We start from the raw sequence: 19,967 nt of genomic DNA, 5'->3' as shown, positions 1-19,967 counted from the left end.
AATGAGAAATCTTGTAAAATTGTTTTCTTTCTTAATACTATTTTGTTTTTCTACACTTCATAGCCAGAATTTTAATCAAGAGGAACTTACTTTTATCGAGTACTTGGGATATGTAAAAAAATATCATCCGTTGGTAAAACAAGCCAATCTTGAAGTGACAAATGCTCAAGCAAAATTGATGATGGCTCGAGGCGGATTTGATCCAAAACTGGAAGTAGATTACAATAAGAAAGAATTTAAAGGCACAGAATATTATTCGTTATTAAACAGCAGTTTCAAAATTCCGACTTGGTATGGAATTGAAGTAAAAGCAGGTTTTGACGATACAAGTGGAGACTATTACAATCCGCAGAACAAAACTCCAGAAGCAGGTTTAACTTCGCTCGGAATTAATGTTGCTCTAGGTCAGGGAATGTTTATTAACCAAAGAATGGCCGATGTTCGCGAAGGAAAACTTCAAGTAAAACTGAGCGATGCACAGCGAAAATTGAGAGCAATTGAAGTTTTATATCAAGCAAGTGAAGCTTATTTTGAATGGAGAAGAAGTTATAACGAAGCAGAATTGTATAAAAACTATTTAGGTTTTGCGAGCACTCGTTTTGAGGGGGTTAAAAAACTAATTGCAGCGGGAGATTCGCCAGCAATTGACAGCGTTGAAGCTAAAATTACCGTGCGAAATAGAGAACTGAATGTTGAAAACGGAAATTTGAAATTAGCGAAAGCAAAATTGAAACTGGCCAATTTTTTATGGATTGAAAATGTTCCGGTTGAATTGGGAGATTTGGTAAAACCAGAACAAAATCTAATTCAGACCATTGAGGAAACTTTGAAAACAGATGCCATGATGGTCGATGTTGAATCATTAGACTCTCACCCAAAGATTCAATCTTTAGAAACTAAAATGGATATTTTGGAAGTCAACCGCCAGCTGAAAGCCAATTCATTGCTTCCGAAAATAAATGTGGGCTACAATTACATTTCAGAACCCAATTACTGGAATAATTTCAACGCCGATGATTATAAGTTTAACATCGATTTCAGTTTCCCGATTTTCTTAAGAAAAGAACGTGGAAGTTTAAAAATGGCTAAACTGAAAATTCAGGATATGCAATATGATATTGGACAGCAGCGATTGGAACTTAAAAATAAAATCAAAGCGCAGCAGACAGAAATTGCTTCCTTAAGAAAACAGAAAATCGTAATCGACAATCTTGTACAAGATTATATGACGATGCTGAACTCAGAAGAAAAATTATTCTCATTTGGCGAGAGTTCGATTTTCTTAATCAATTCGAGAGAAAATAATCTCGTAAGCGCAAAATTGTCGCAAATAAGTTTAGAGAATCAGTTTTATCTGTCGAATGCCGAATTGTACAAAATATTGGCGAATCCAGATTAAAGTCCTAACGATATAAAATGTATTAGGTATACACAAAAATAACAGTCAGCTTTGTACCTGTCTGCATTATATTAATTTTTTCAGAATTTGAGTTAAAAAAGCTTTAGATATTTTCTAAAGCTTTTTTTTATTTGGTAGAAATGTTTTCAAAAAGCGGTTTCAAATTATAACATGAAACCGCTTTTTGAAAAAGTTAAAAACTTCTTTCTTTAAATTTGATAGACTTTCCTATTTCACAGCCTTGTAATTTAACATTGATCGATTATGAGTTTATTAAACAAGACTTTTCTTTTATTCTGTTGCATTATTTTGTCTCAAGTTTCAAAAGTGCAGGATGCTCCTTATACAATGGGATTTATTCCGGCATCTATAAGCGAAGTTGATGTTGCGTTTCCTTTAATAGAAAAATGGCATTTGAGCGGTCAGGCCGATTTGCAGCTCGTGACGCAAGGTGCTTACACAAACGGAAATCCTTTTGAATATACACAGCGAAAAGTAATAAGACCTTGGATTATTTATTCGGGTTTTAAAAATATGAAGCTTTGGTTAGGATACGCACACAACCAGAAGTATGCAATAGAAGAAGCGGGGAATTACAAAACTTTGGAAAACCGACTTATTGTTATGGGAACCTATACTCAAGAAATGCCAAAAGGATCTATTTTCGAACAAGTGCGATTTGAAACCAAATTTTTTGATGATAGAAATGGCAATCATCAGACAATACCAAGATTAAGAGCCCTTTTTGGAGTCAATCATTATTTGAGACAAAGTAAGGAAAAACCAATTTTTTTAGCGCCAAATATTGGGTATTATACAGAACTAATGCTAAAGTTTGCTTCTAAAGATTATGCCGACGAACATTTTGATATTTTCAGACTTTCGGTTTATTATACTGCTGGAATTACGCCGAATATTCATTTTTTGGCAGGCGTAATAGGACAGATGCAGTTGCGTACAAACGGAACTCAGTTTGACGTTTACTACGGACCAATGGTTTCATTAAAATACAGCGTAAAACCAAAAGAACGTGAAACATTTGATAGTGTTGATGGTGGTGCAGATTGATCAAATTATTTCTGGCGATTTTAAAAGAGTTTATTTTGCTTAAAACTTATTATATTTAACTTTGGAACGTTATAAGAAATAAACAAAATGAAACAAGCGATCATAAATGCTGTCGTACACACGGGAGAAGAAATAATAGAAAACGGAGTTGTAGTTGTAGAAAACGGAACTATTATTTCAGTACAAAAAGAAATTCCGAACGATATCAAGACAATTGATTTAAAAGGAAATCATCTTGCGGCAGGATTTATAGATATTCAGATCAATGGCGGAGAAAAGTATTATTTCAGCCAGACACCCAACGAAGAAACCATTCAGGATATTTACGATGCCAGTATGAAATATGGCACAACGCATGTTTTACCTTGTTTAATATCTTCATCAAAAGAAACCATTTTAGAAGGAATTGAAGCGGTTCGCAATTACATGAAAAAGCATCAAAATGGTGTAATCGGAATGCACTTAGAAGGACCATTTTTAAATCCGCAAAGACGCGGGGCACATAGTATTGATCAGGTTCGAAAACCAACTGACGAAGAACTTCAAGAAATTATCAGCAAAGGAAAAGACGTTATAAAAGTCATTACCATAGCTCCAGAATGTTTTACAGAAAAACAGCTTACTATGCTGATCGAAAGCGGTATTACAATTTCGATCGGACATTCTACTATTACGCATAAAGAAGCACAGCCTTATTTTGCAAAAGGAATAAATCTGGTTACACACTTGTTTAATGCCATGACACAATTCGGACATCGCGAACCAGGTTTGGTTGGAGCTGTTTTTGAAAACGAAGAAGTCTACGCTCCTGTTATCCTAGATGGAGTGCATTGCGATTATGCAGCTGCAAAAATAGCGTACAAACTAAAACAGGATAAATTCTTCTTAATCAGCGACGCTACCTTTTTAGGGCGTAAAGTAGCCAATTTTAAATGGGATAATTTTGATGCTCATTTGGTTGATGGTTTCTATAGAAATGAGGATGGCAATCTTGCAGGCGCTTCCATCTCAATGACAGAAGCAGTGCAAAATGCTTTTAATCATTTAAATGTTTCGGCAGATGAAGCTATAAAAATGGCAACTACAAGAGTGGCTGCTGCAATTGGCATGCAAAATAAAATAGGAAAAATACGTGCAGATTTTCCCGCAAGCTTTGTTGAGTTCAATTCTGATTTAACTGTAATCAAGACTTTAGATTTTAGGGAATAGAAACTTTAAAACCTGACCTTTAAGTATAGTAGGTGTTTATAAAAACTTACTTTTAGTATATTTTATATTCATATTTTTCTTGCATTTAACTTGCTTATACGAAGTATATTGATAGTTTTGCACCATATTTAACCCCAAACCTACTTACTTACTGATGAGAAAAAACACTCACTTTTTTGTATTTGCCCTATTGGCAAGTATTATTTTTGGATGTAGTGACGATGGCGAAAACTACAAGCCAAATTACCTAGCAAGCATAGATGCTTCGGCTTTACCAGCAGAAAATAAACCAATGACCATGTTTGAAGATGACGAAAGTCCTTCAAAAATGTATGACAAAACAGATCGTTGGTTTAGAGTAAACGAACCGTTTCAAATTATTCAAAAAGGAAAAGATTCTGTACAAATTTCGCTTTATTCTCCAGTTGGATTAACAGACGTAAAAGTGTATGCAAAATTGCCTAATTACGATAAAAAGTTTTTGCTTTATAGTTTTTCAAAAGTTCCTGCTTTTCACCGTTCTTTTCATAAAATTCCTTTGACAGAGCAAAAAAACGATTATCTGTTAGAAACAGGAAACACAGTAACGATCGATAAAATTGAAGGATTTTCATCTGGAGCGATCGAATTTTCTGTAGAATCAGATGATCCTTTGTTTAAAAAATTCAAAAAAATAAAATCAAATCATTTAGTTCAGTTTCATGACGGATACCATATTAATGAACTGGGTAAATTTCTTCCGATGAATCCTGCATTGGCAAAAGAAGCAATTACCATGATTATTAATTATTCTTATGCCTTAAGCCATCCTATGTATTATGACACTTTTACCAATTTTGACAAATACAAACAAGAACAGGCAGCGACAGCAGGAACAGCTATAAACGGCGCTTTAAACTGGCACGGAAATGCTGATGATGTAGAGGGTGTTTACGATTATTATTCTAAAGAAGAAATCGAAAAAATATACTGGAATTATCTAGATAAAAGAACCGTGTGGCTGGCAATGGTTGGAGGAGATTCTGCTTGGGGCGGAGGAAATCTGGCATCGCAATGGGAATCGGGTTATGTAACCGGACATTGGGTTGGAGAAATGTCGGTTTGGTCTCACGAATATTCGCATCATATTGGTTTTAACCACAGCAGTAATTTGGCGAATAGCGGCGAAGGCGGAGGCCAGCAGGAAATGCTTACTCATTTTTATAAATACTTAATTTATTTAAATGATCTTCCGTTTACAGATCCAGACGTTTTAAAAACGTATTCAAAAACAGCTTACGTAAAAGGAACTTACAAGAAACCAGTATTTACTGTTAATCCTAAAAATCCATTTTTGCTAAAATATAAAGGCGAAGGAAAATGGAACTAAAACATAAACTACACATGAAACATATTCTGCCCCTAATTTTAGCAATTTGTTTGTTTACAAGTTGCAGTAAAGACGATCCAGCATCTAAAGATTATACCTATTATTATCCGACTGATGAAGCTTCTATTACAAACGAAAATATTCCAGGAAGCACAGAAGCATTTGATCCAAAAGGAATTACTATTGCAAATGAAAAATTGTATGTGATTAACGGAAATGTATTAGAGATTTTTAATGCTCTGACTTTAGAACATATTAAAACAATAAAAGAATATAAAAAAGGAAACACAACTATTGCGCTAACAAGTTTAACATCGGTTTCTGTTGATGCTGGCCGTATTTACGTTGGTAGTACAGAATCGAGATTATTTGTTTTTGATGAGATTACAAATGCTGGAATTAGTACTGTTGGAAATGGCCAGTGGTGGCAGACTTTTGTGCACGTTTTTGGCGTTGTAGCAAAAGACGGATTGGTGTTTGTAAAAGAAAAAGAAAAGAGCATAAAAGTTCTTGACGCTACTCAAATTACAGAAACAAGCGATTGGAATTTAAAGCCTATTGCCAAATTGAATACTTTAAACGGATATACAGAAATATATTCATTGGATGTTTATGATGGAAATTTGGTTGTAGGAGGAAGAGATGCCAAAAGCTATTTATATTATAATATTGCCAATATTAAAGCCAACGCTGCAGCTTCGTTAACAACTCCTATCGAGCCAGAAAAAGTGCAATTTGTAGACGTTAAGCCAATTGCAGTATCTTTTAGCAAAGATTGGGCAGTTACTTCAGAAAATGTTGGAAGTGCATCTTATTTAAAATTATATCCAAAAGAAGAGTTCATTAAAAAGAATTATAAAGCAGCTTTAAGCGTTTCTGATATTTTAGGGCAAAATGCTTTTGGAACTATTGTTGGAACAGCACAACTTGACGATCGTATTTTCTTATCTGATAATACCAATAAAAAAATCAGAATAATAAAGTTGAATAAGTCAGTAATTGCGGAACAAAACAACTAGTTTTTTTTAAATTCCAATATTTGAAATTTGAAATTCCAAAGAATAAAAATTCCAAATTCCAATTCCGAAGTCTCGGGCAAATTGGAATTTGGATTTTTTTTGAATTGAAATAAAATTTCGATTCTCAAGATTGGAATTTGGAATTTCAAATATTGGAATTTCAAAAAAATAACCTACTAAATTGATAGGTTAATAAAAGTTTTAACAATTTATAGCTTAAAATTGAAAATAACTATTTAAATTTGCACTCGCTATGAAGAAACAGAACCAGAAAATGAATAATTATTATCGTCGCAGTATGATGTGCTGTGGTGCTGTTATGGTGTTTATTGATCTGGCTTAATATATAAAATGATAAAATTTATTTCGAAAACGCCTTTCAACTAATTAATGGAAGGCTTTTTTGTTTTTTAAACTGTAAAGAATGATTGAATTAAAAAATGTAACCAAAACTTTTCATCAGAAAGACAGAATTGTAGCTGCTTTGTCTGATGTCTCTCTAAGGGTTCCTCAGGGGAAAATTTTTGGTGTAATTGGAACTTCCGGAGCAGGAAAAAGTACTTTGATTCGCTGCGTGAATTTGTTGGAAAGACCAACTTCTGGCGAAATTATCGTTGACGGAAAAGCTTTGATGCAGTTGTCAAATGCTGAATTGGCGATTGAAAGAAGACAAATCGGAATGATTTTTCAACATTTCAATTTACTTTCTTCGAGAACGGTTTTCGAAAATGTGGCTTTTCCGCTAGAATTGGCTGGAACGCCAAAAACCGAAATCAAAACTCGCGTTTTAGAATTATTGCAATTAGTCGGATTGGCCGAAAAAGCCAATGATTATCCAGCAAGTCTTTCGGGAGGACAAAAACAAAGAGTTGCCATTGCAAGAACTTTGGCCAATAATCCGAAAGTTTTACTGTGCGATGAAGCGACAAGTGCATTGGATCCTGCAACAACGAGATCGATTTTAAATTTACTGAAAGACATTAACAAACGTCTTAACATTACGGTCCTGCTGATCACACACCAAATGGAAGTGGTGAAATCAATTTGCGATGAAGTAGCGGTAATCAGTCACGGAAAATTAATTGAGCAGGGAAGTGTGGGCGAAATCTTTGCAGACCCAAAACATGAACTAACAAGAGAATTTATTTCTTCTTCGCTTCATATCGAAGTTCCGTCTGTTTATCAGGAAAAATTGCAGAAAGAAGACAACGGAAATCTGAATCCGTTATTGAAACTGGAAATGACAGGAAAATCAGTTAACGAACCTGTTATCTCAGAAGTTTCAAGACTTTTTGATACCGATTTTAAAATCGTTAGCGCGCAAATGGATCAGGCTGGCGAAGTGAATTTTGGTGTAATGCTGATTGAACTTTCAGGGAAACGCGAAAATTACAACGCTGCAATTCAATATTTTAATTCAAAACATATTAAAACAGAAATTATAGGTTATGTCTGATTCTCTTATAGATTTATTGTTAAAAGGAACATGGGAAACCATTGTTATGACTTTTGTATCGGGCTTTTTCGGGTTTTTGTTAGGACTTCCAACAGGAATTTTATTATTCTTAACTCGTAAAAACCAGATTCTGGAACAGCCGGTTTTAAACAGAACATTATCAGTTGTGGTAAACGTTTTTCGTTCTATTCCATTCATTATTTTAATCGTTTGGATGATTCCGTTTACACGCGCTATTGTTGGGACTTCTATTGGTGTGAGTGCCGCTTTGGTTCCATTAAGTATTGGTGCAGCACCGTTTATTGCCCGTTTGGTAGAAAATAGTTTGCTAGGCTTACCGTCGGGATTAATCGAAGCAGCGAGAGCATTGGGTGCAACTCCTTTACAAATTGTGTACAAAGTATTATTGCCAGAAGCTTTGCCTTCTTTAATCAATGCAGCATCAATAACTTTAATTACTCTTGTTGGATATTCTGCAATGGGAGGAGCTGTTGGAGCAGGTGGTTTAGGACAAGTTGGGTATCAATACGGATATATTGGTTATGATGCCGTAACAATGAACTCGGTTTTGGCTTTATTGGTTATTCTGGTATTCGTAATTCAGTTTGCTGGAGACAGATTATCAAAACGATTCGATCATAGATAATCCTCAATTAATAATTTATAATTAACAATTTACAATTAGAAATATATGAAACTTAATATTTTAAAAACGGCTGGAGTTTTGGCTTTGGCGCTTGTTTTATCCAATTGCGGAAACAAAAAAAATAACGATCCTCATTTTATAAAAGTAGGTGTGGCTTCTGGTCCAGAACTAAAAGTGGCGGAAGCGGCTAAAAAAGTAGCTAAAGAAAAATATGGATTGGAAGTAGAACTAGTTTCTTTCAACGATTACGTGATTCCAAACGAAGCTTTGAGCCAGGGTGATATCGATGCGAATGCATTTCAGCACAAACCGTATTTAGATGAGCAATCGAAACAAAGAGGTTACAAATTAGCCATTATCGGGAATACATTCGTGTATCCGATTGCTGGGTATTCTAAAAAAATAAAAAGCCTTTCTGAATTGAAAAACGAAAGCACAATTATTATCCCAAATGATCCAACAAACGGAGGACGTTCGTTATTGCTTCTACAAAAAAACGGATTATTGAAGTTGAAAGATGGTGTTGGTTTATTGCCAAAAGTAACAGACATTGTTGGCAATCCTAAAAACTTAAAAATCTTAGAATTAGAAGCACCTCAATTGCCTCGTGCTTTAGACGACCAGAATGTGTCTATTGCGATCATCAACAATACTTTTGCTTCTGCAGCAGGATTGGTTCCATCTCGTGATGCTTTGTTTGTTGAAGACAAAGATTCTCCTTATGTAAATTTGGTGGTAAGCCGCGAAGACAATAAAAACGAAGAAAAAGTAAAACAGTTTTTACAGGCTTTTCAATCTCCAGAAGTAGAAAAAGCTGCTGAACAAGAATTTAAAGGAGGAGCAGTTAAAGGCTGGTAATTTTTTTAAGTTAAAAGTTAAAAGTTATGAGTTATAAGTTAGGAGTGTTGCCTAACTTATAATTCATAACTCATTTTTTTTTTGTTATATACGCACATATATTCAAACATAGCCCGTGGTTTCAACCACGGGAACCACGATGGTATTTCACAATTCACAATTCACAATTCACCATTTACCATTAACAATTATATAAAACAATCTGTTGATTTTGTAATGCTTACGTTTTTTTATTGAATTAAATTAGAGTTCAATTTTTAAAGCAAAAGCCATGAGATCGATTTGGACAGGTTCGGTAAGTTTTGGGTTAATTAATATTCCAATAAAAATGTTTTCGGCGGTGCAGGAAAGCAGTCTGGATATGGATATGCTTGACGCAAAAGATCACGCTAATATCAAGTTTAAACGTGTTAACGAAAATACGGGTAAAGAAGTAGATTTTGCCAATATTGTAAAGGGATATAATCTGGAAGGTAAATATATTGTTTTGGAAGATTCTGATTTTGAAGCTGCAGACGCTATTAAAACCAAAACAATCGATATTGAAAGTTTTGCTTTCGAAAAAGAAATCCAAAGTATTTATTACGAACAGCCCTATTATCTCGAACCCGATAAAGGCGCCATGAATGCCTACGGGTTACTTCGCGATGCGCTCGAAGCTTCAGGAAAAGTAGGTGTTACAAGATTTGTACTGCGAAATAAAGAAAGTCTAGCGATTTTAAAACCGTATAAAAATGTCATTGTTTTAAACAGAATTCGATTTGAACAAGAGATTCGAAGTACAGCAGAATTAAAATTGCCTCCAATGTCTAAAAAAGCGACAAAAGAAATGGACATGGCCGAAAAACTAATCGATCAGCTAACGGAGAAATTTGATATTTCTGGCTTTAAAGATGAATATACCGCTAAGCTTTTGGATATCATTAAAAAGAAAGCCAAAGGAAAACCACAGAAAGCGGCTCCAAAACTAAAAGTCGTGCACAAACAAAGCGACGATTTAATGGAAATGCTGAAAGCCAGTCTCGAAAACAAAAAGAAAAAATCTTCTTAAGCCTTTTGGCTATTTTCTAGTTTGTGAATAATCTTTTTAATGTTGGCGCCTTTCGATAAAACAGGTTTCCATAAATCGCCTTTTTTCTCAAAACGACTTAATACATTTTTGATGGTAAATTGCGACGGATGCAGTTTATCATTTACCTCACTCCATTCTAAAGGCGTAGAAACTGTTGCGCCAGGTTTTGGACGAACAGAATACGGCGCTGCCAAAGTTTGTCCGCGTCGGTTTTGTAAAAAATCGATGTACAGTTTATTTTTCCTTTTTTTTATGCTTCTGTCAATCGAGGTAATATCAGGCAGTCTGGAATGTACCTCTTTGGCAATTAATTCGGCTAGAATTTTAATCGAATCATAATCGTATTGCGCGCCAAGCGGAATGTAAATATGAAGCCCAGAAGCGCCCGAAGTTTTGCACAAACATTCGGTTTCCAATTCGTCTAAAACTTCTTTTACAACCAAAGCAGTTTGAACCACTAGTTTAAAGTCGTCTTTTGCGGGATCTAAATCAATTACGAGCCAATCTGGATTCTGAATATGTTTTATGGTCGAATTCCAGGGATTCATTTCGATACAGCCTAAATTGGCCATATAAAGTAGTGTTTCTTTATTATTGCAAATAAGATAATCAATGTTGGCATTGTTGGATTCTGAGAAGATCTTCTTGGTTTTAAGCCATTTCGGAATTTTATCGACATCGACATCTTTCTGATAAAAACTAGGAGAATCAATTCCGTTCGGGAAACGGTTCATCGATTCTGGACGATCTTTTAAATACGGTAAAATCAGTTCTGAAACTTCATTATAATATTGCACAATATCACCTTTTGTAATTCCATCTTTTGGAAAATAAATTTTATTCTGATTGGTAAGATGTAAGGTAGTTTTACCAATTTTTAAATCGTAATCATTCTCAGTTTTGTGTTTATTTGATTTTTCCATTTCAATTAAATTAGAACTCCCATTAACATCGTTTTCCAAATTGATTTTGCCATTGTCATTGCCATTTTCATTACCATTAAAATTCACTTCCTCAGCTTTTTTATCAACCCTTAATCCAAGATAAACAGGATGTCGCAAATGCTGATCCTGCGTCCATTCGGAAAATTTTACCTGACATACCACTTTTGGTTTCAACCATTGAATGGGATCGCGCAAAGAGATTTTTTCGTCAAGCGGAGATTTTTCTAAAAAGTAAGGCTCGAGTTGAGTGTATAAATCTTTCAGCACAGCTTCTGTAAAACCCGTTCCGCATTTGCCAATATATTGCAGTTTTTTACCATGATATTGACCTAGAAGAAGCGCGCCAAAATACTTTCTCGAATTTTTAGGTTCGGTGATTCCAATAATTATGGCTTCTTCTTCATTTGCTGTTTTTATTTTGAGCCAGTTTGTACTTCTTCTGTTTGCAGCATAAGTGCTATCGGCTCTTTTGGCAAGTATACCTTCCGTTTTATTTTTAACTGCTTTCTCAAATTGTTTTATTCCTTCGCCAACGGTATGTTCAGAATAAAAAACATTCGAAAAAGGATATTTATTGAAGAGAATTTTCAGCAGTTCTTTTCGTTCCAAAAGCGATAATTCGGTAATCAGATTTCCATCCAAATTCAATAAATCAAAGACGTAATATTTGAGATTCCCAATTCCGGTTTTCATGTAATTTTGAAGCAGTTGGAAATCGGCTTTTCCTGCATCATTTTCCACCACAACTTCGCCATCCAAAACTACGTTATGATCTATTTGTTGTAATTCTTCGGCGATTGGTTTGAAATTATCAGTAAATGAAAGCTGATTTCTGCTGAATAAATCTACCTGCTGATCATTAATAACGGCAATCGTCCTGTAGCCATCGTATTTATTTTCGAAAACCCATTCGTCATCATCAAATGGCTTTTCGCTCACACTGGCAAGCATGGGTTTTATAAACTCAGCTATTTTAACTTTCGGATTAGACTTTTTTTTTGCTGTTTTTTTCTCAACTGTTTTTTCTTCTGTTTTTGAAGCCAGTTTTTCAGATTTTTCTATCAGCTGTTCCAAACTTCTTTTAGAAATAACCGATTTATTTTTTTCTAAAATATCTTCAGTAGAAGCATATTTATCATTTTTCTTGATTAAAAGCCAAGCATTTTCTTGTTTGCCATGAAGTTTAACCAACGAAAATTCGCCTTTGAGTTTTTTTCCTTTTAAAACAAAACTCAAACGTCCTTTTTCTAAATCGCTTAATAATTGTTTTTCGTCCGAAGCTGTTTTTTCATCTGAAGTATACGTTCCATTATCCCAAACAATCACATTTCCGGCACCATAGTTTCCTTCTGGAATTGTACCTTCAAAATCCTTGTAACTATACGGATGATCTTCTACCATCATTGCGAGACGTTTTACTTCAGGATCCATTGACGGACCTTTTGGCACTGCCCAGCTTTTTAAAACGCCATCCATTTCTAACCTAAAATCGTAATGAAGATGCGATGCGGCATGTTTCTGTACCACAAAAATTAATTCGTTAGCCGATTTTTCTACTTTTCCTTTTGGTTCACGAGTTTGTTTAAAATCTCTTTTTTGATGGTATTTAGACAGTGACATAATCTTTCAAAAGAATTAAAGTGGTTAATGAAATAGAGTAAAGCGCCGTTGCCGTGACAGCAAAAATAATATGGGCAAAGAACAGCTGAATATAATAACCTTTAAAATCAATTGGGGGTTGATGATTGGTCATTTTAAATATAATAATCCAGCTGAATATGCCAATTACACCACTGATAACTCCTAATATAAGAGCATTTAGTGGAGAAATTGGTAAAATATTCTTTACCCATACTATATGATATCCCATAACAAATAGAAAACCAATAATGTAATGTATTAGCCATCCCCAAGTTTTCTGAGATTCTTCGGAAAGGCTTGTATTTGTTTTTTTTAGAGCAAAACTCAATAAAACAGGTTCTTTATACAATTCTTTAAAATTTTCCGACATAGCATAACTAAACCATGTCATAGCCGATGTTGCCACAATAGAAATTAAAATTACTTGTATAATGGTGTAAATCATATTGACCTTGTTTTTGAATTAAAAACTCTTTATCAAAGTTACTTTTAAAAAGGCTGTTTTATGTTATAGGATTAAAAAAAGCACTTATATAATTATCAGTAAAATATTGGTTTTCAAATATTTTAAGATTCGAATGTTATAACCGTTAAGTATAAAATTTAACTTGAAAACTAATCTAACTTTGGTTGTCTATTGTTTTGAAAAACCAAAACAATTTTGATATAATTATAAATTTATTTTGACAAGTGAAAAGAGCGAAGACAATTATCACCATTTTGTTTATAAAAATATTAGGAAGACATCGTTTCTGGGAAATAGAAATAATACTGTAATAAATTGCAAAAATGGCTTTAGCAAAAGACATCCAATTTTTGTTTTATACGCATTTATATTCAAAAATAGCCCGTGGCTGAAACCACGGGTTATGTTTGAAATAGATATTCATTTTGTATCCTAATGGATGAAAAGATTAGAAACTATTTCTCTAAAATTATTTCAAGACATTCCCTCAAAATAGAAACTGCTTTTTCCATTTCATCTTTCTCTAAATGTCCAAATCCTAAACGGGTCGCGGTAAGATTTTTGGTCTGATATAAAATGGTCTTTGGCAGAAATAAACCCTGTTTGGAACATTCTTTTTGAAACTGAACCAGATTAAAATGATCCAGCCATTCGACCCAGATTGCCAGTCCTCTTGGCGGGATTTTAAACTTAATTCTATCTTTTAGTTTATCGTTAAGAATCGAAACAAAATGATCGCGTCGTTCTTTGTAGATTTTTTTATTTTTCTTAGAAAGACGATGCACTTCCCCCTCGGTAATCCATTCAGTAAGAACCTGTTCTTTTATGACATCTATTCTCGGTTCAAGAATATTTTGATGCTTTTCGAGTTCTTTGATAAATTCCGCAGGCGCGGCCACAAAACCATAACTGAATCCTGATGGCAATGATTTTCCGAAAGAACCGATATAAACCACTTTCTGATTGGAATCAAAAGCGGCTAAAGGCAAAACAGGATTATTATCGTAATGAAACTCAAAATCATAATCGTCTTCCAAAATCACAAATCCGTATTGGTTGGCCAATTCCAAAACTTCGATTCTTTTTTTAGCACTAAGCGAAATCGTGGTTGGATAATGATAATTGGATGTCAAGTATAAAACCCTAATTTTGGTTGTTTCGCAAATTTCTTTTAAACGTTTGGTGTCAATTCCGTCTTCATTTACCGGAATAGAAATTATCTGCGCTCCCGTATTGGTCAGCGTCATGTTTGACATATAATATCCCGGCGAAGCTACAACGACTTTATCGCCTGGAGCAATAAGCACTTTTGTTACCAAATACAAAGCAATTTCGTGACTGCTTGTCGTAAGAAGATTTGAAGTTGAAATACGAATTCCGCGAGTAAGATTCAGATAATTAGAAAAATGAGTTTTAAAATTCGAATGCGAACGCAATTCTATCTGCTCGTAGGTTTTAGAAGTTTTTCTTCTCTTTAATTTCGAAACATATAATCTGGCCAAAACATCGGTTTGAACTAATCTTAAATCAGGCATTCCGTCATTAAATTGATACGGCAGATTACTGATTTCTATTGGGCTTTCAAGAATAGTAGAACGCTGAAAACTAAAGCCAATATTATCTTGAGATACATTTTGTTCTTTCGAAAGAATAAATTCAGCCTTGTTTTTTTGTTTTTGCTGTGATAAGATAAAAGTTCCTTTATTCGGAAGTGTTTCAATCCAGCCTTGCGATTCTAAATCCTGAAAGGCTTTGATTAAAGTGTTTCGGTTAACAGAAAGCACTTTACATAAAATTCTGGTACCGGGAAGTTTGGTGCCTTCGGGAAGAAAACCCGTTTGTATGGCTTTGATAAACTCAAAAACAAGCTGCAGATAAATAGCAGTGCTCTCTTCTGGTTTAAGCTGAATAAAGCTTTTAAAAGGAATTTCAACCGGACTATCCATAATTTATAAACTGACACTTTTTATTGGTACGGCAAGATACTGCTTTTCTTAAAATTTTTAGAAAAAAAGAAAAGTGATCTTACCTAAATAAGTGCTAGAACGATGACCAAATCAAACTATTAAGTCCGGCTGAAATATTTTTTATTTAATGAATAAGATGCAATTAATCCGTTGGCTGAAATTGAACAAGCATTTAACTGCGTCATTTTTTTCTGCGAAGTTTATGCTAAATATTGTGATTATATATTCTCAAAAACAATTCATTCCGTAGGAATGTTTCATCGGTAGAATTTAATTTGGATTGCGGTTATACGTTCCGTAGGAACGTTTGATTGGTAAAACGGAACGCTGTTATATAAAATCAGGTGTTCCTCTGGAACACAATGCAAAATGATATATTCTTTTTCTACCGACCAGATATTCCTACGGAATATTAAATTGTAACTCGTTGTGGTAATTCATTATAATATTAATTACACTTTAAAAATCAGTTTCTTTTTGTAGAAAATCCATAAGATAAACGACCAGAAAAGAGCATAAGATAAAGCATAAGCGAGTGATGCATTTAATGGGTTTTCAAAACAAGGAACAATACCATGATTATAAATATAGGCTTGAAGTCCAATTTCTTCACCTGCTTTTTCGGGATCGGCTACTTTTATAGCACTTAAAACTCTCGGAATTATTCCAGAAAAGAAAAACACAATCATCGGGTTAACTCCCCAGATCAGGAATAATTTCGTCCATTTTTTATGTCCTTTAATATCGATTATATAATACAAAAGCGTTAAACATAAAGTTGCAATTCCGGCTGTATATAAAACATAAGAACTTGTCCAAAGCGATTTGTTGATCGGGAAGAAGATGTTCCAAATTAAACCTCCAATTACTAAAGCAGTTCCAGCAATGGCGGTCTTTTTTACGATTTCCATTTTATCAACAGATAAATTTAACAGCTGACCAATGTACATTCCTAAAATTCCGGTTCCAATGGCTGGCAAAGTGCTCAAAATTCCTTCTGGATCCCAAGTTTTAGAAGATGCCCATAAATGTCCGTTCAAAAGCGTATCGTCTATCCAAGCGGCAAGATTGGTTCCTTTATCAAAATTGGCAGGACCAAATCCGGGAACGGGAACAAAAGCCATTACAAGCCAATATCCAACTAAAAGCCCTGCTAAAACCAAAAGCTGTGTCTTTAAATTAGTCTTTAAATACAAAATAGAAGTAAAGAAATACACAATGGCAATTCGCTGTAAAACACCTGGAATTCTCGTGTCTTCAAAATGTTCAAGTCCGCTAAATGATAATGAAATAAGGATTAGAAACACACCAATGGCAAGAATGGTTTTGACTTTCATTGAAAAGTTTCCTAAAAGGGTATACGCAACCGCAAAAGCAATTATTAATCGCAATCCTAATAACGGAATTCCTTCTAAACCAAATAAATGAATTCTGCTGAAAACACTTAAAAACAATCCTAAACAGAAAATACGAAGCGATCGAACTAAAATTTTATTGAAAACACTTCCGTCAAAATGTTTTACAGGCATTGCAAACGGAATAGCCGTTCCCATAATAAAAACAAAAAACGGGAAAACTAGATCAGTAGGCGTGCAACCATGCCATTCAGCATGTTCTAAAGGCGGGTAAATAGATGACCAGCTTCCCGGATTATTGACAATCGTCATTAAGAGAATGGTAAATCCTCTAAAGACATCGAGTGAGGTTAAACGTTCTTTTGTCATTGGGTTGATATTTTAGATAGGGTTAGAATTTTAGATTTTAGAATATAGAATATAGATTTGAGATTTTTTGGTTTTGGAATTGGGATTTAAATTTTGGAATTTTTATCTTATTATCGCGTCTTGAATGATCTGTTGAATTTCTTCTCTGATTTTTCCTTTGGCTAATTTATTTTCGTCATTCACTACTTCTGGATAGGTTCTGTTGGATAGAAAAACATATACAATTTCGGTTTCTGGATCTGCCCAAGCCATGTTTCCTGTAAAACCGGTGTGGCCGAAACTTGCCTCAGAAACACAGTCGCAGGTTGGTCCGCCTTTGTGCACTCTTTTATCAAATCCTAAACCTCTTAGAACGCCTTGATCTTTGTAATAACACGTATTAAAAGCATCAAAAGTCTGTGGAGAAAAATATTGAATACCGCCATAATTTCCTTTCTGCAGATAAAGCTGCATCATTTTGGCAACATCCATCGCATTAGAAAAAATTCCTGCGTGACCTGCAACTCCGCCTTCCATTGCCGCGGCCATGTCGTGTACATAACCTTGAATGACTTGATGTCTGAAATAGTTATCAATTTCAGTTGGAGCAATATTACTTTTGTTAAATTTATCTAGCGGATTATAAAGCGTATTAGTCATTCCTAGAGTGCTGTAGAAATTTTCTTGACTCAGCTCTTCTAATTTTTTATGTGTTTTTCTTTCTAAATATTCTTTTAAAATGATAAAAGTAAAATCGCTGTATTTGTATTCTTTTTTCAGAGCTACAGGACTTTCAGCAATGATTTTCATAATCGTATCATGATAATCGTTTCGAATATAAAGATTGTCGGCAACTTTTGTTGTAAAACCGTTTTCGGCTGCTTTTCGATAGTATTTTTCAGAAGGCTGATTGTTGCTGTCTAACGTCGCTTTGTAAAACGGAATCCAAGCTTGAAGTCCTGCATAATGATTTAGGAGATCTTTGAAAGTGATGTTTTCTTTGTTTGTTTTAGCAAAAAAAGGCAACATATCTTTCAGTTTGGTATCCAGCTCTACTTTATTTTTATCATACAATTGCATCACATTTGGTAGTGTCGAAATCATTTTTGAAATCGAAGCCACGTCGTATAAATCTGAATCGGTTACTTTCTTGCCATTATCATAAGTTTGGGCTCCGTACGATTTCTGAAAAATTACATTTCCTTTTCTAGCCACCAAAACCTGCATTCCAGGCGCCATTTTTCCATCAATTGCTTTTTGTGCCACAGCATCAATTTTGGATAAAATTGCCGGATTCATATTTACATTTTCTGGAGCTGTAAAAGCAAGACGATTTAGTTTTTCGGTGGTCAAACCATCATTTACATGAAAAGCATCATTGATTGAAACAGGCAATTTTCCTTTGGCTTCAATAGCACCAAAAAGCAATCCTGCCGAAACAACCTGACTAATATCTGAGTTTTGATACGAAACCACCAATCCTTCAATATCATCAAAATTGTTGATTGATAATAACGAATATGGTTTTGCAAATATGTCCAAAATCACTTTGTTGTGTTTTGCAATTTCTTTCAGCCAAAGCATTTCTTGTAATGTGAATTCTTGTTTTTCCCAAGCTTTATTTACTTTATGATAGCTGATAATTACCTTGTCAAATTTTCTCAATTCTTTATTTAGACTGTCAAGATTCGTGTCTTTCACTTCTGTAATTTCAGTATATTTTTTTAGCGTAGAAATAAAAGCGCTGTTCGTGTCTTCGCCTAGTTTTACGTAAGCAATTTTTTCACTTAAATCTTTTATCGGAAGAATTTCTTTTTCGTTTTTTAAAACCGTAATCGCATTTTCATACAACTTATAATGCAAAGCATCATTTTGCGACGGATTCAAATCATTGTATAAATTGTTTAAATCGATTGGTTTGTATTTGTTCAGTCCTGCTTTGTATTTAAAATGAAGAATTTTTTTAACCGAATGCGCCAATCGTTCTTCTGTAATTACTTTTTCATTGTAAGCAACTTCCAGTTTCTGAAAAGCAACAGGTACATTTTCTGGACAAAGCAAAATATCGTTTCCTGCTAAAATAACAGCGATTTCTAGATCTCCAGGACCTTTAAAATTGGCAGCGCCTTTCATCGCCAAACCATCTGTAAAAATTAATCCGTTGAAACCTAATTCTTTTTGAAGCAGATTGGTAACCACATTATAAGAAGCCGAAGAAGGACAATTTGGCTGCGATTCTAAACTCGGAATATTAAGGTGCGCCACCATAACAGAAGCCAGGCCTTCGTCAAACAGTTTCTTGTACGGATATAGTTCGACCAATTCCATACGTTCTTTAGAAAAATTAACGGTAGGCAAGGCGTGGTGCGAATCGGTTGAAGTATCGCCATGTCCAGGAAAGTGTTTTCCGGTGCAGAAAACGCCATTTCCTTGTATGCCTTTCATTAAAGCAAGAGCTTTTTCGGTTACATTGACTTTATCTTCGCCAAAAGAACGGTTTCCGATAATTGGATTTTTCGGATTGGTGTTAATATCTAAAACTGGTGCAAAGTTAAAATGAACACCGATTCGTTTGTTTTCGGCTGCCATATTTCTTCCCACATTTTCAATTAAGTTTAAATCCTGAATAGCGCCCAAAGTCATATTCCAAGGATAACGATAAGTTGAATCTAATCGCATGGCTAATCCCCATTCGGCATCGATTCCGATCATCAAAGGAACTTTAGCTTTCGATTGATATAAGTTGGTCAATTTCGCCTGACGAACTGGCCCGCCTTGAAAGAAAATAACGTTTCCTATTTTATAATCTTCAATCAGTTTACTGATTTGGTTCACGTGTACAGAATCTTTGTTGGAATAGGCAGAAACCATAAACAATTGCCCGATTTTTTCCTGTACGGTCATTTTACTGTAAATGCTGTCAACCCAAGCGGTTTCTTTATCAGAATCTTTAAAGAAGTTTTTTTTCTCTGAAGTGTTTTTTGGTACATAAACAACAGTGTCTTGTAAAGGAATATCCTTTTTATCATCTGTTGCGCCATTATTTTTTTTGGATGCGCAATTGGTAATTAAAAATATAAAAGCGGCGTATAAACTAATTTTTATGAATGAATTTTTCATATAATTTTTTTTTAAAATCTATTTGAGTTT

The 19,967-nt window shown here is 34.4% G+C and carries 14 protein-coding genes; 9 read left to right on the top strand and 5 right to left on the bottom strand.

Features of this window, described 5'->3' with window-relative positions; all coding sequences use genetic code 11:
* Position 1 precedes the first annotated feature (1 nt).
* The 9 genes from BSF41_RS08215 (at position 2) to BSF41_RS08175 (ending at position 10,075) form a co-directional block, all read left to right on the top strand.
* On the top strand, positions 2 to 1,399 hold the full coding sequence (locus BSF41_RS08215; RefSeq protein WP_095929011.1) for a TolC family protein: 1,398 nt from the start codon (positions 2 to 4) through the stop codon (positions 1,397 to 1,399).
* Positions 1,400 to 1,663: 264 nt separating this feature from the next.
* Entirely contained in the window at positions 1,664 to 2,467 is an 804-nt protein-coding gene (locus BSF41_RS08210) for a DUF2490 domain-containing protein (protein WP_095929010.1), read from the top strand.
* An 87-nt stretch (positions 2,468 to 2,554) separates the two neighbouring features.
* Positions 2,555 to 3,676, top strand: a complete 1,122-nt coding sequence (gene nagA / locus BSF41_RS08205) for an N-acetylglucosamine-6-phosphate deacetylase (RefSeq protein ID WP_095929009.1) — start codon at positions 2,555 to 2,557, stop codon at positions 3,674 to 3,676.
* A 154-nt stretch (positions 3,677 to 3,830) separates the two neighbouring features.
* Positions 3,831 to 5,045: a hypothetical protein gene (locus BSF41_RS08200; protein ID WP_095929008.1), complete on the top strand. Its 1,215-nt coding sequence runs from the start codon at positions 3,831 to 3,833 to the stop codon at positions 5,043 to 5,045.
* Positions 5,036 to 6,064 carry a hypothetical protein gene (locus BSF41_RS08195; protein WP_095929007.1) on the top strand — a complete coding sequence of 343 codons (1,029 nt, stop codon included), beginning with the start codon at positions 5,036 to 5,038 and terminating at the stop codon, positions 6,062 to 6,064. The genes BSF41_RS08200 and BSF41_RS08195 overlap by 10 nt, the downstream gene beginning before the upstream one ends.
* A 424-nt stretch (positions 6,065 to 6,488) precedes the next feature.
* Positions 6,489 to 7,520, top strand: coding sequence for a methionine ABC transporter ATP-binding protein MetN (gene metN, locus BSF41_RS08190; protein ID WP_095929006.1), 1,032 nt, complete (start codon positions 6,489 to 6,491; stop codon positions 7,518 to 7,520).
* Positions 7,513 to 8,166: a methionine ABC transporter permease MetI gene (locus tag BSF41_RS08185; RefSeq protein ID WP_095929005.1), complete on the top strand. Its 654-nt coding sequence runs from the start codon at positions 7,513 to 7,515 to the stop codon at positions 8,164 to 8,166. Before metN ends, BSF41_RS08185 begins: the two co-directional genes overlap by 8 nt.
* Before the next feature lie 45 nt (positions 8,167 to 8,211).
* Complete coding sequence (gene metQ / locus BSF41_RS08180; protein WP_095929004.1) at positions 8,212 to 9,024, top strand: methionine ABC transporter substrate-binding lipoprotein MetQ; 813 nt, start codon at positions 8,212 to 8,214, stop codon at positions 9,022 to 9,024.
* Positions 9,025 to 9,295: 271 nt separating this feature from the next.
* Positions 9,296 to 10,075 carry a Ku protein gene (locus tag BSF41_RS08175; RefSeq protein ID WP_095929003.1) on the top strand — a complete coding sequence of 260 codons (780 nt, stop codon included), beginning with the start codon at positions 9,296 to 9,298 and terminating at the stop codon, positions 10,073 to 10,075.
* Here BSF41_RS08175 and ligD read toward each other — a convergent pair.
* From ligD to BSF41_RS08150, 5 genes are all read right to left on the bottom strand, one after another.
* A complete protein-coding gene (ligD, locus tag BSF41_RS08170) occupies positions 10,072 to 12,660 on the bottom strand; it encodes a DNA ligase D (RefSeq protein WP_095929002.1) in 2,589 nt (862 codons plus the stop codon). The genes BSF41_RS08175 and ligD overlap by 4 nt on opposite strands.
* Positions 12,647 to 13,126, bottom strand: coding sequence for a hypothetical protein (locus BSF41_RS08165; RefSeq protein WP_095929001.1), 480 nt, complete (start codon positions 13,124 to 13,126; stop codon positions 12,647 to 12,649). Before BSF41_RS08165 ends, ligD begins: the two co-directional genes overlap by 14 nt.
* Positions 13,127 to 13,602: 476 nt before the next feature.
* A complete protein-coding gene (locus BSF41_RS08160) occupies positions 13,603 to 15,093 on the bottom strand; it encodes a PLP-dependent aminotransferase family protein (RefSeq protein WP_095929000.1) in 1,491 nt (496 codons plus the stop codon).
* A gap of 473 nt (positions 15,094 to 15,566) precedes the next feature.
* A complete protein-coding gene (locus BSF41_RS08155) occupies positions 15,567 to 16,838 on the bottom strand; it encodes an acyltransferase family protein (RefSeq protein ID WP_095928999.1) in 1,272 nt (423 codons plus the stop codon).
* A gap of 102 nt (positions 16,839 to 16,940) precedes the next feature.
* On the bottom strand, positions 16,941 to 19,937 hold the full coding sequence (locus BSF41_RS08150; protein WP_095928998.1) for a glycoside hydrolase family 3 N-terminal domain-containing protein: 2,997 nt from the start codon (positions 19,935 to 19,937) through the stop codon (positions 16,941 to 16,943).
* Between the last annotated feature and the right edge of the window lie 30 nt (positions 19,938 to 19,967).

Origin of the sequence: Flavobacterium sp. ACN2 (genome assembly GCF_002303885.1) — a bacterium.
Taxonomy (GTDB): Bacteria; Bacteroidota; Bacteroidia; order Flavobacteriales; family Flavobacteriaceae; genus Flavobacterium.
The sequence above is the reverse complement of the archived record's forward strand: the minus strand, read 5'-3'. Positions and strand labels throughout refer to the sequence as shown.

Bases quoted from the DNA above. Each gene is read 5' to 3' on its own strand.
- BSF41_RS08160 (WP_095929000.1), bottom strand. From the start codon at position 15,093: ATGGATAGTCCGGTTGAAATTCCTTTTAAAAGCTTTATTCAGCTTAAA.
- BSF41_RS08185 (WP_095929005.1), top strand. From the start codon at position 7,513: ATGTCTGATTCTCTTATAGATTTATTGTTAAAAGGAACATGGGAAACC.
- BSF41_RS08175 (WP_095929003.1), top strand. From the start codon at position 9,296: ATGAGATCGATTTGGACAGGTTCGGTAAGTTTTGGGTTAATTAATATT.
- nagA (WP_095929009.1), top strand. From the start codon at position 2,555: ATGAAACAAGCGATCATAAATGCTGTCGTACACACGGGAGAAGAAATA.
- metN (WP_095929006.1), top strand. From the start codon at position 6,489: ATGATTGAATTAAAAAATGTAACCAAAACTTTTCATCAGAAAGACAGA.
- BSF41_RS08200 (WP_095929008.1), top strand. From the start codon at position 3,831: ATGAGAAAAAACACTCACTTTTTTGTATTTGCCCTATTGGCAAGTATT.
- BSF41_RS08210 (WP_095929010.1), top strand. From the start codon at position 1,664: ATGAGTTTATTAAACAAGACTTTTCTTTTATTCTGTTGCATTATTTTG.
- BSF41_RS08165 (WP_095929001.1), bottom strand. From the start codon at position 13,126: ATGATTTACACCATTATACAAGTAATTTTAATTTCTATTGTGGCAACA.
- metQ (WP_095929004.1), top strand. From the start codon at position 8,212: ATGAAACTTAATATTTTAAAAACGGCTGGAGTTTTGGCTTTGGCGCTT.
- BSF41_RS08215 (WP_095929011.1), top strand. From the start codon at position 2: ATGAGAAATCTTGTAAAATTGTTTTCTTTCTTAATACTATTTTGTTTT.
- BSF41_RS08155 (WP_095928999.1), bottom strand. From the start codon at position 16,838: ATGACAAAAGAACGTTTAACCTCACTCGATGTCTTTAGAGGATTTACC.
- BSF41_RS08150 (WP_095928998.1), bottom strand. From the start codon at position 19,937: ATGAAAAATTCATTCATAAAAATTAGTTTATACGCCGCTTTTATATTT.
- ligD (WP_095929002.1), bottom strand. From the start codon at position 12,660: ATGTCACTGTCTAAATACCATCAAAAAAGAGATTTTAAACAAACTCGT.
- BSF41_RS08195 (WP_095929007.1), top strand. From the start codon at position 5,036: ATGGAACTAAAACATAAACTACACATGAAACATATTCTGCCCCTAATT.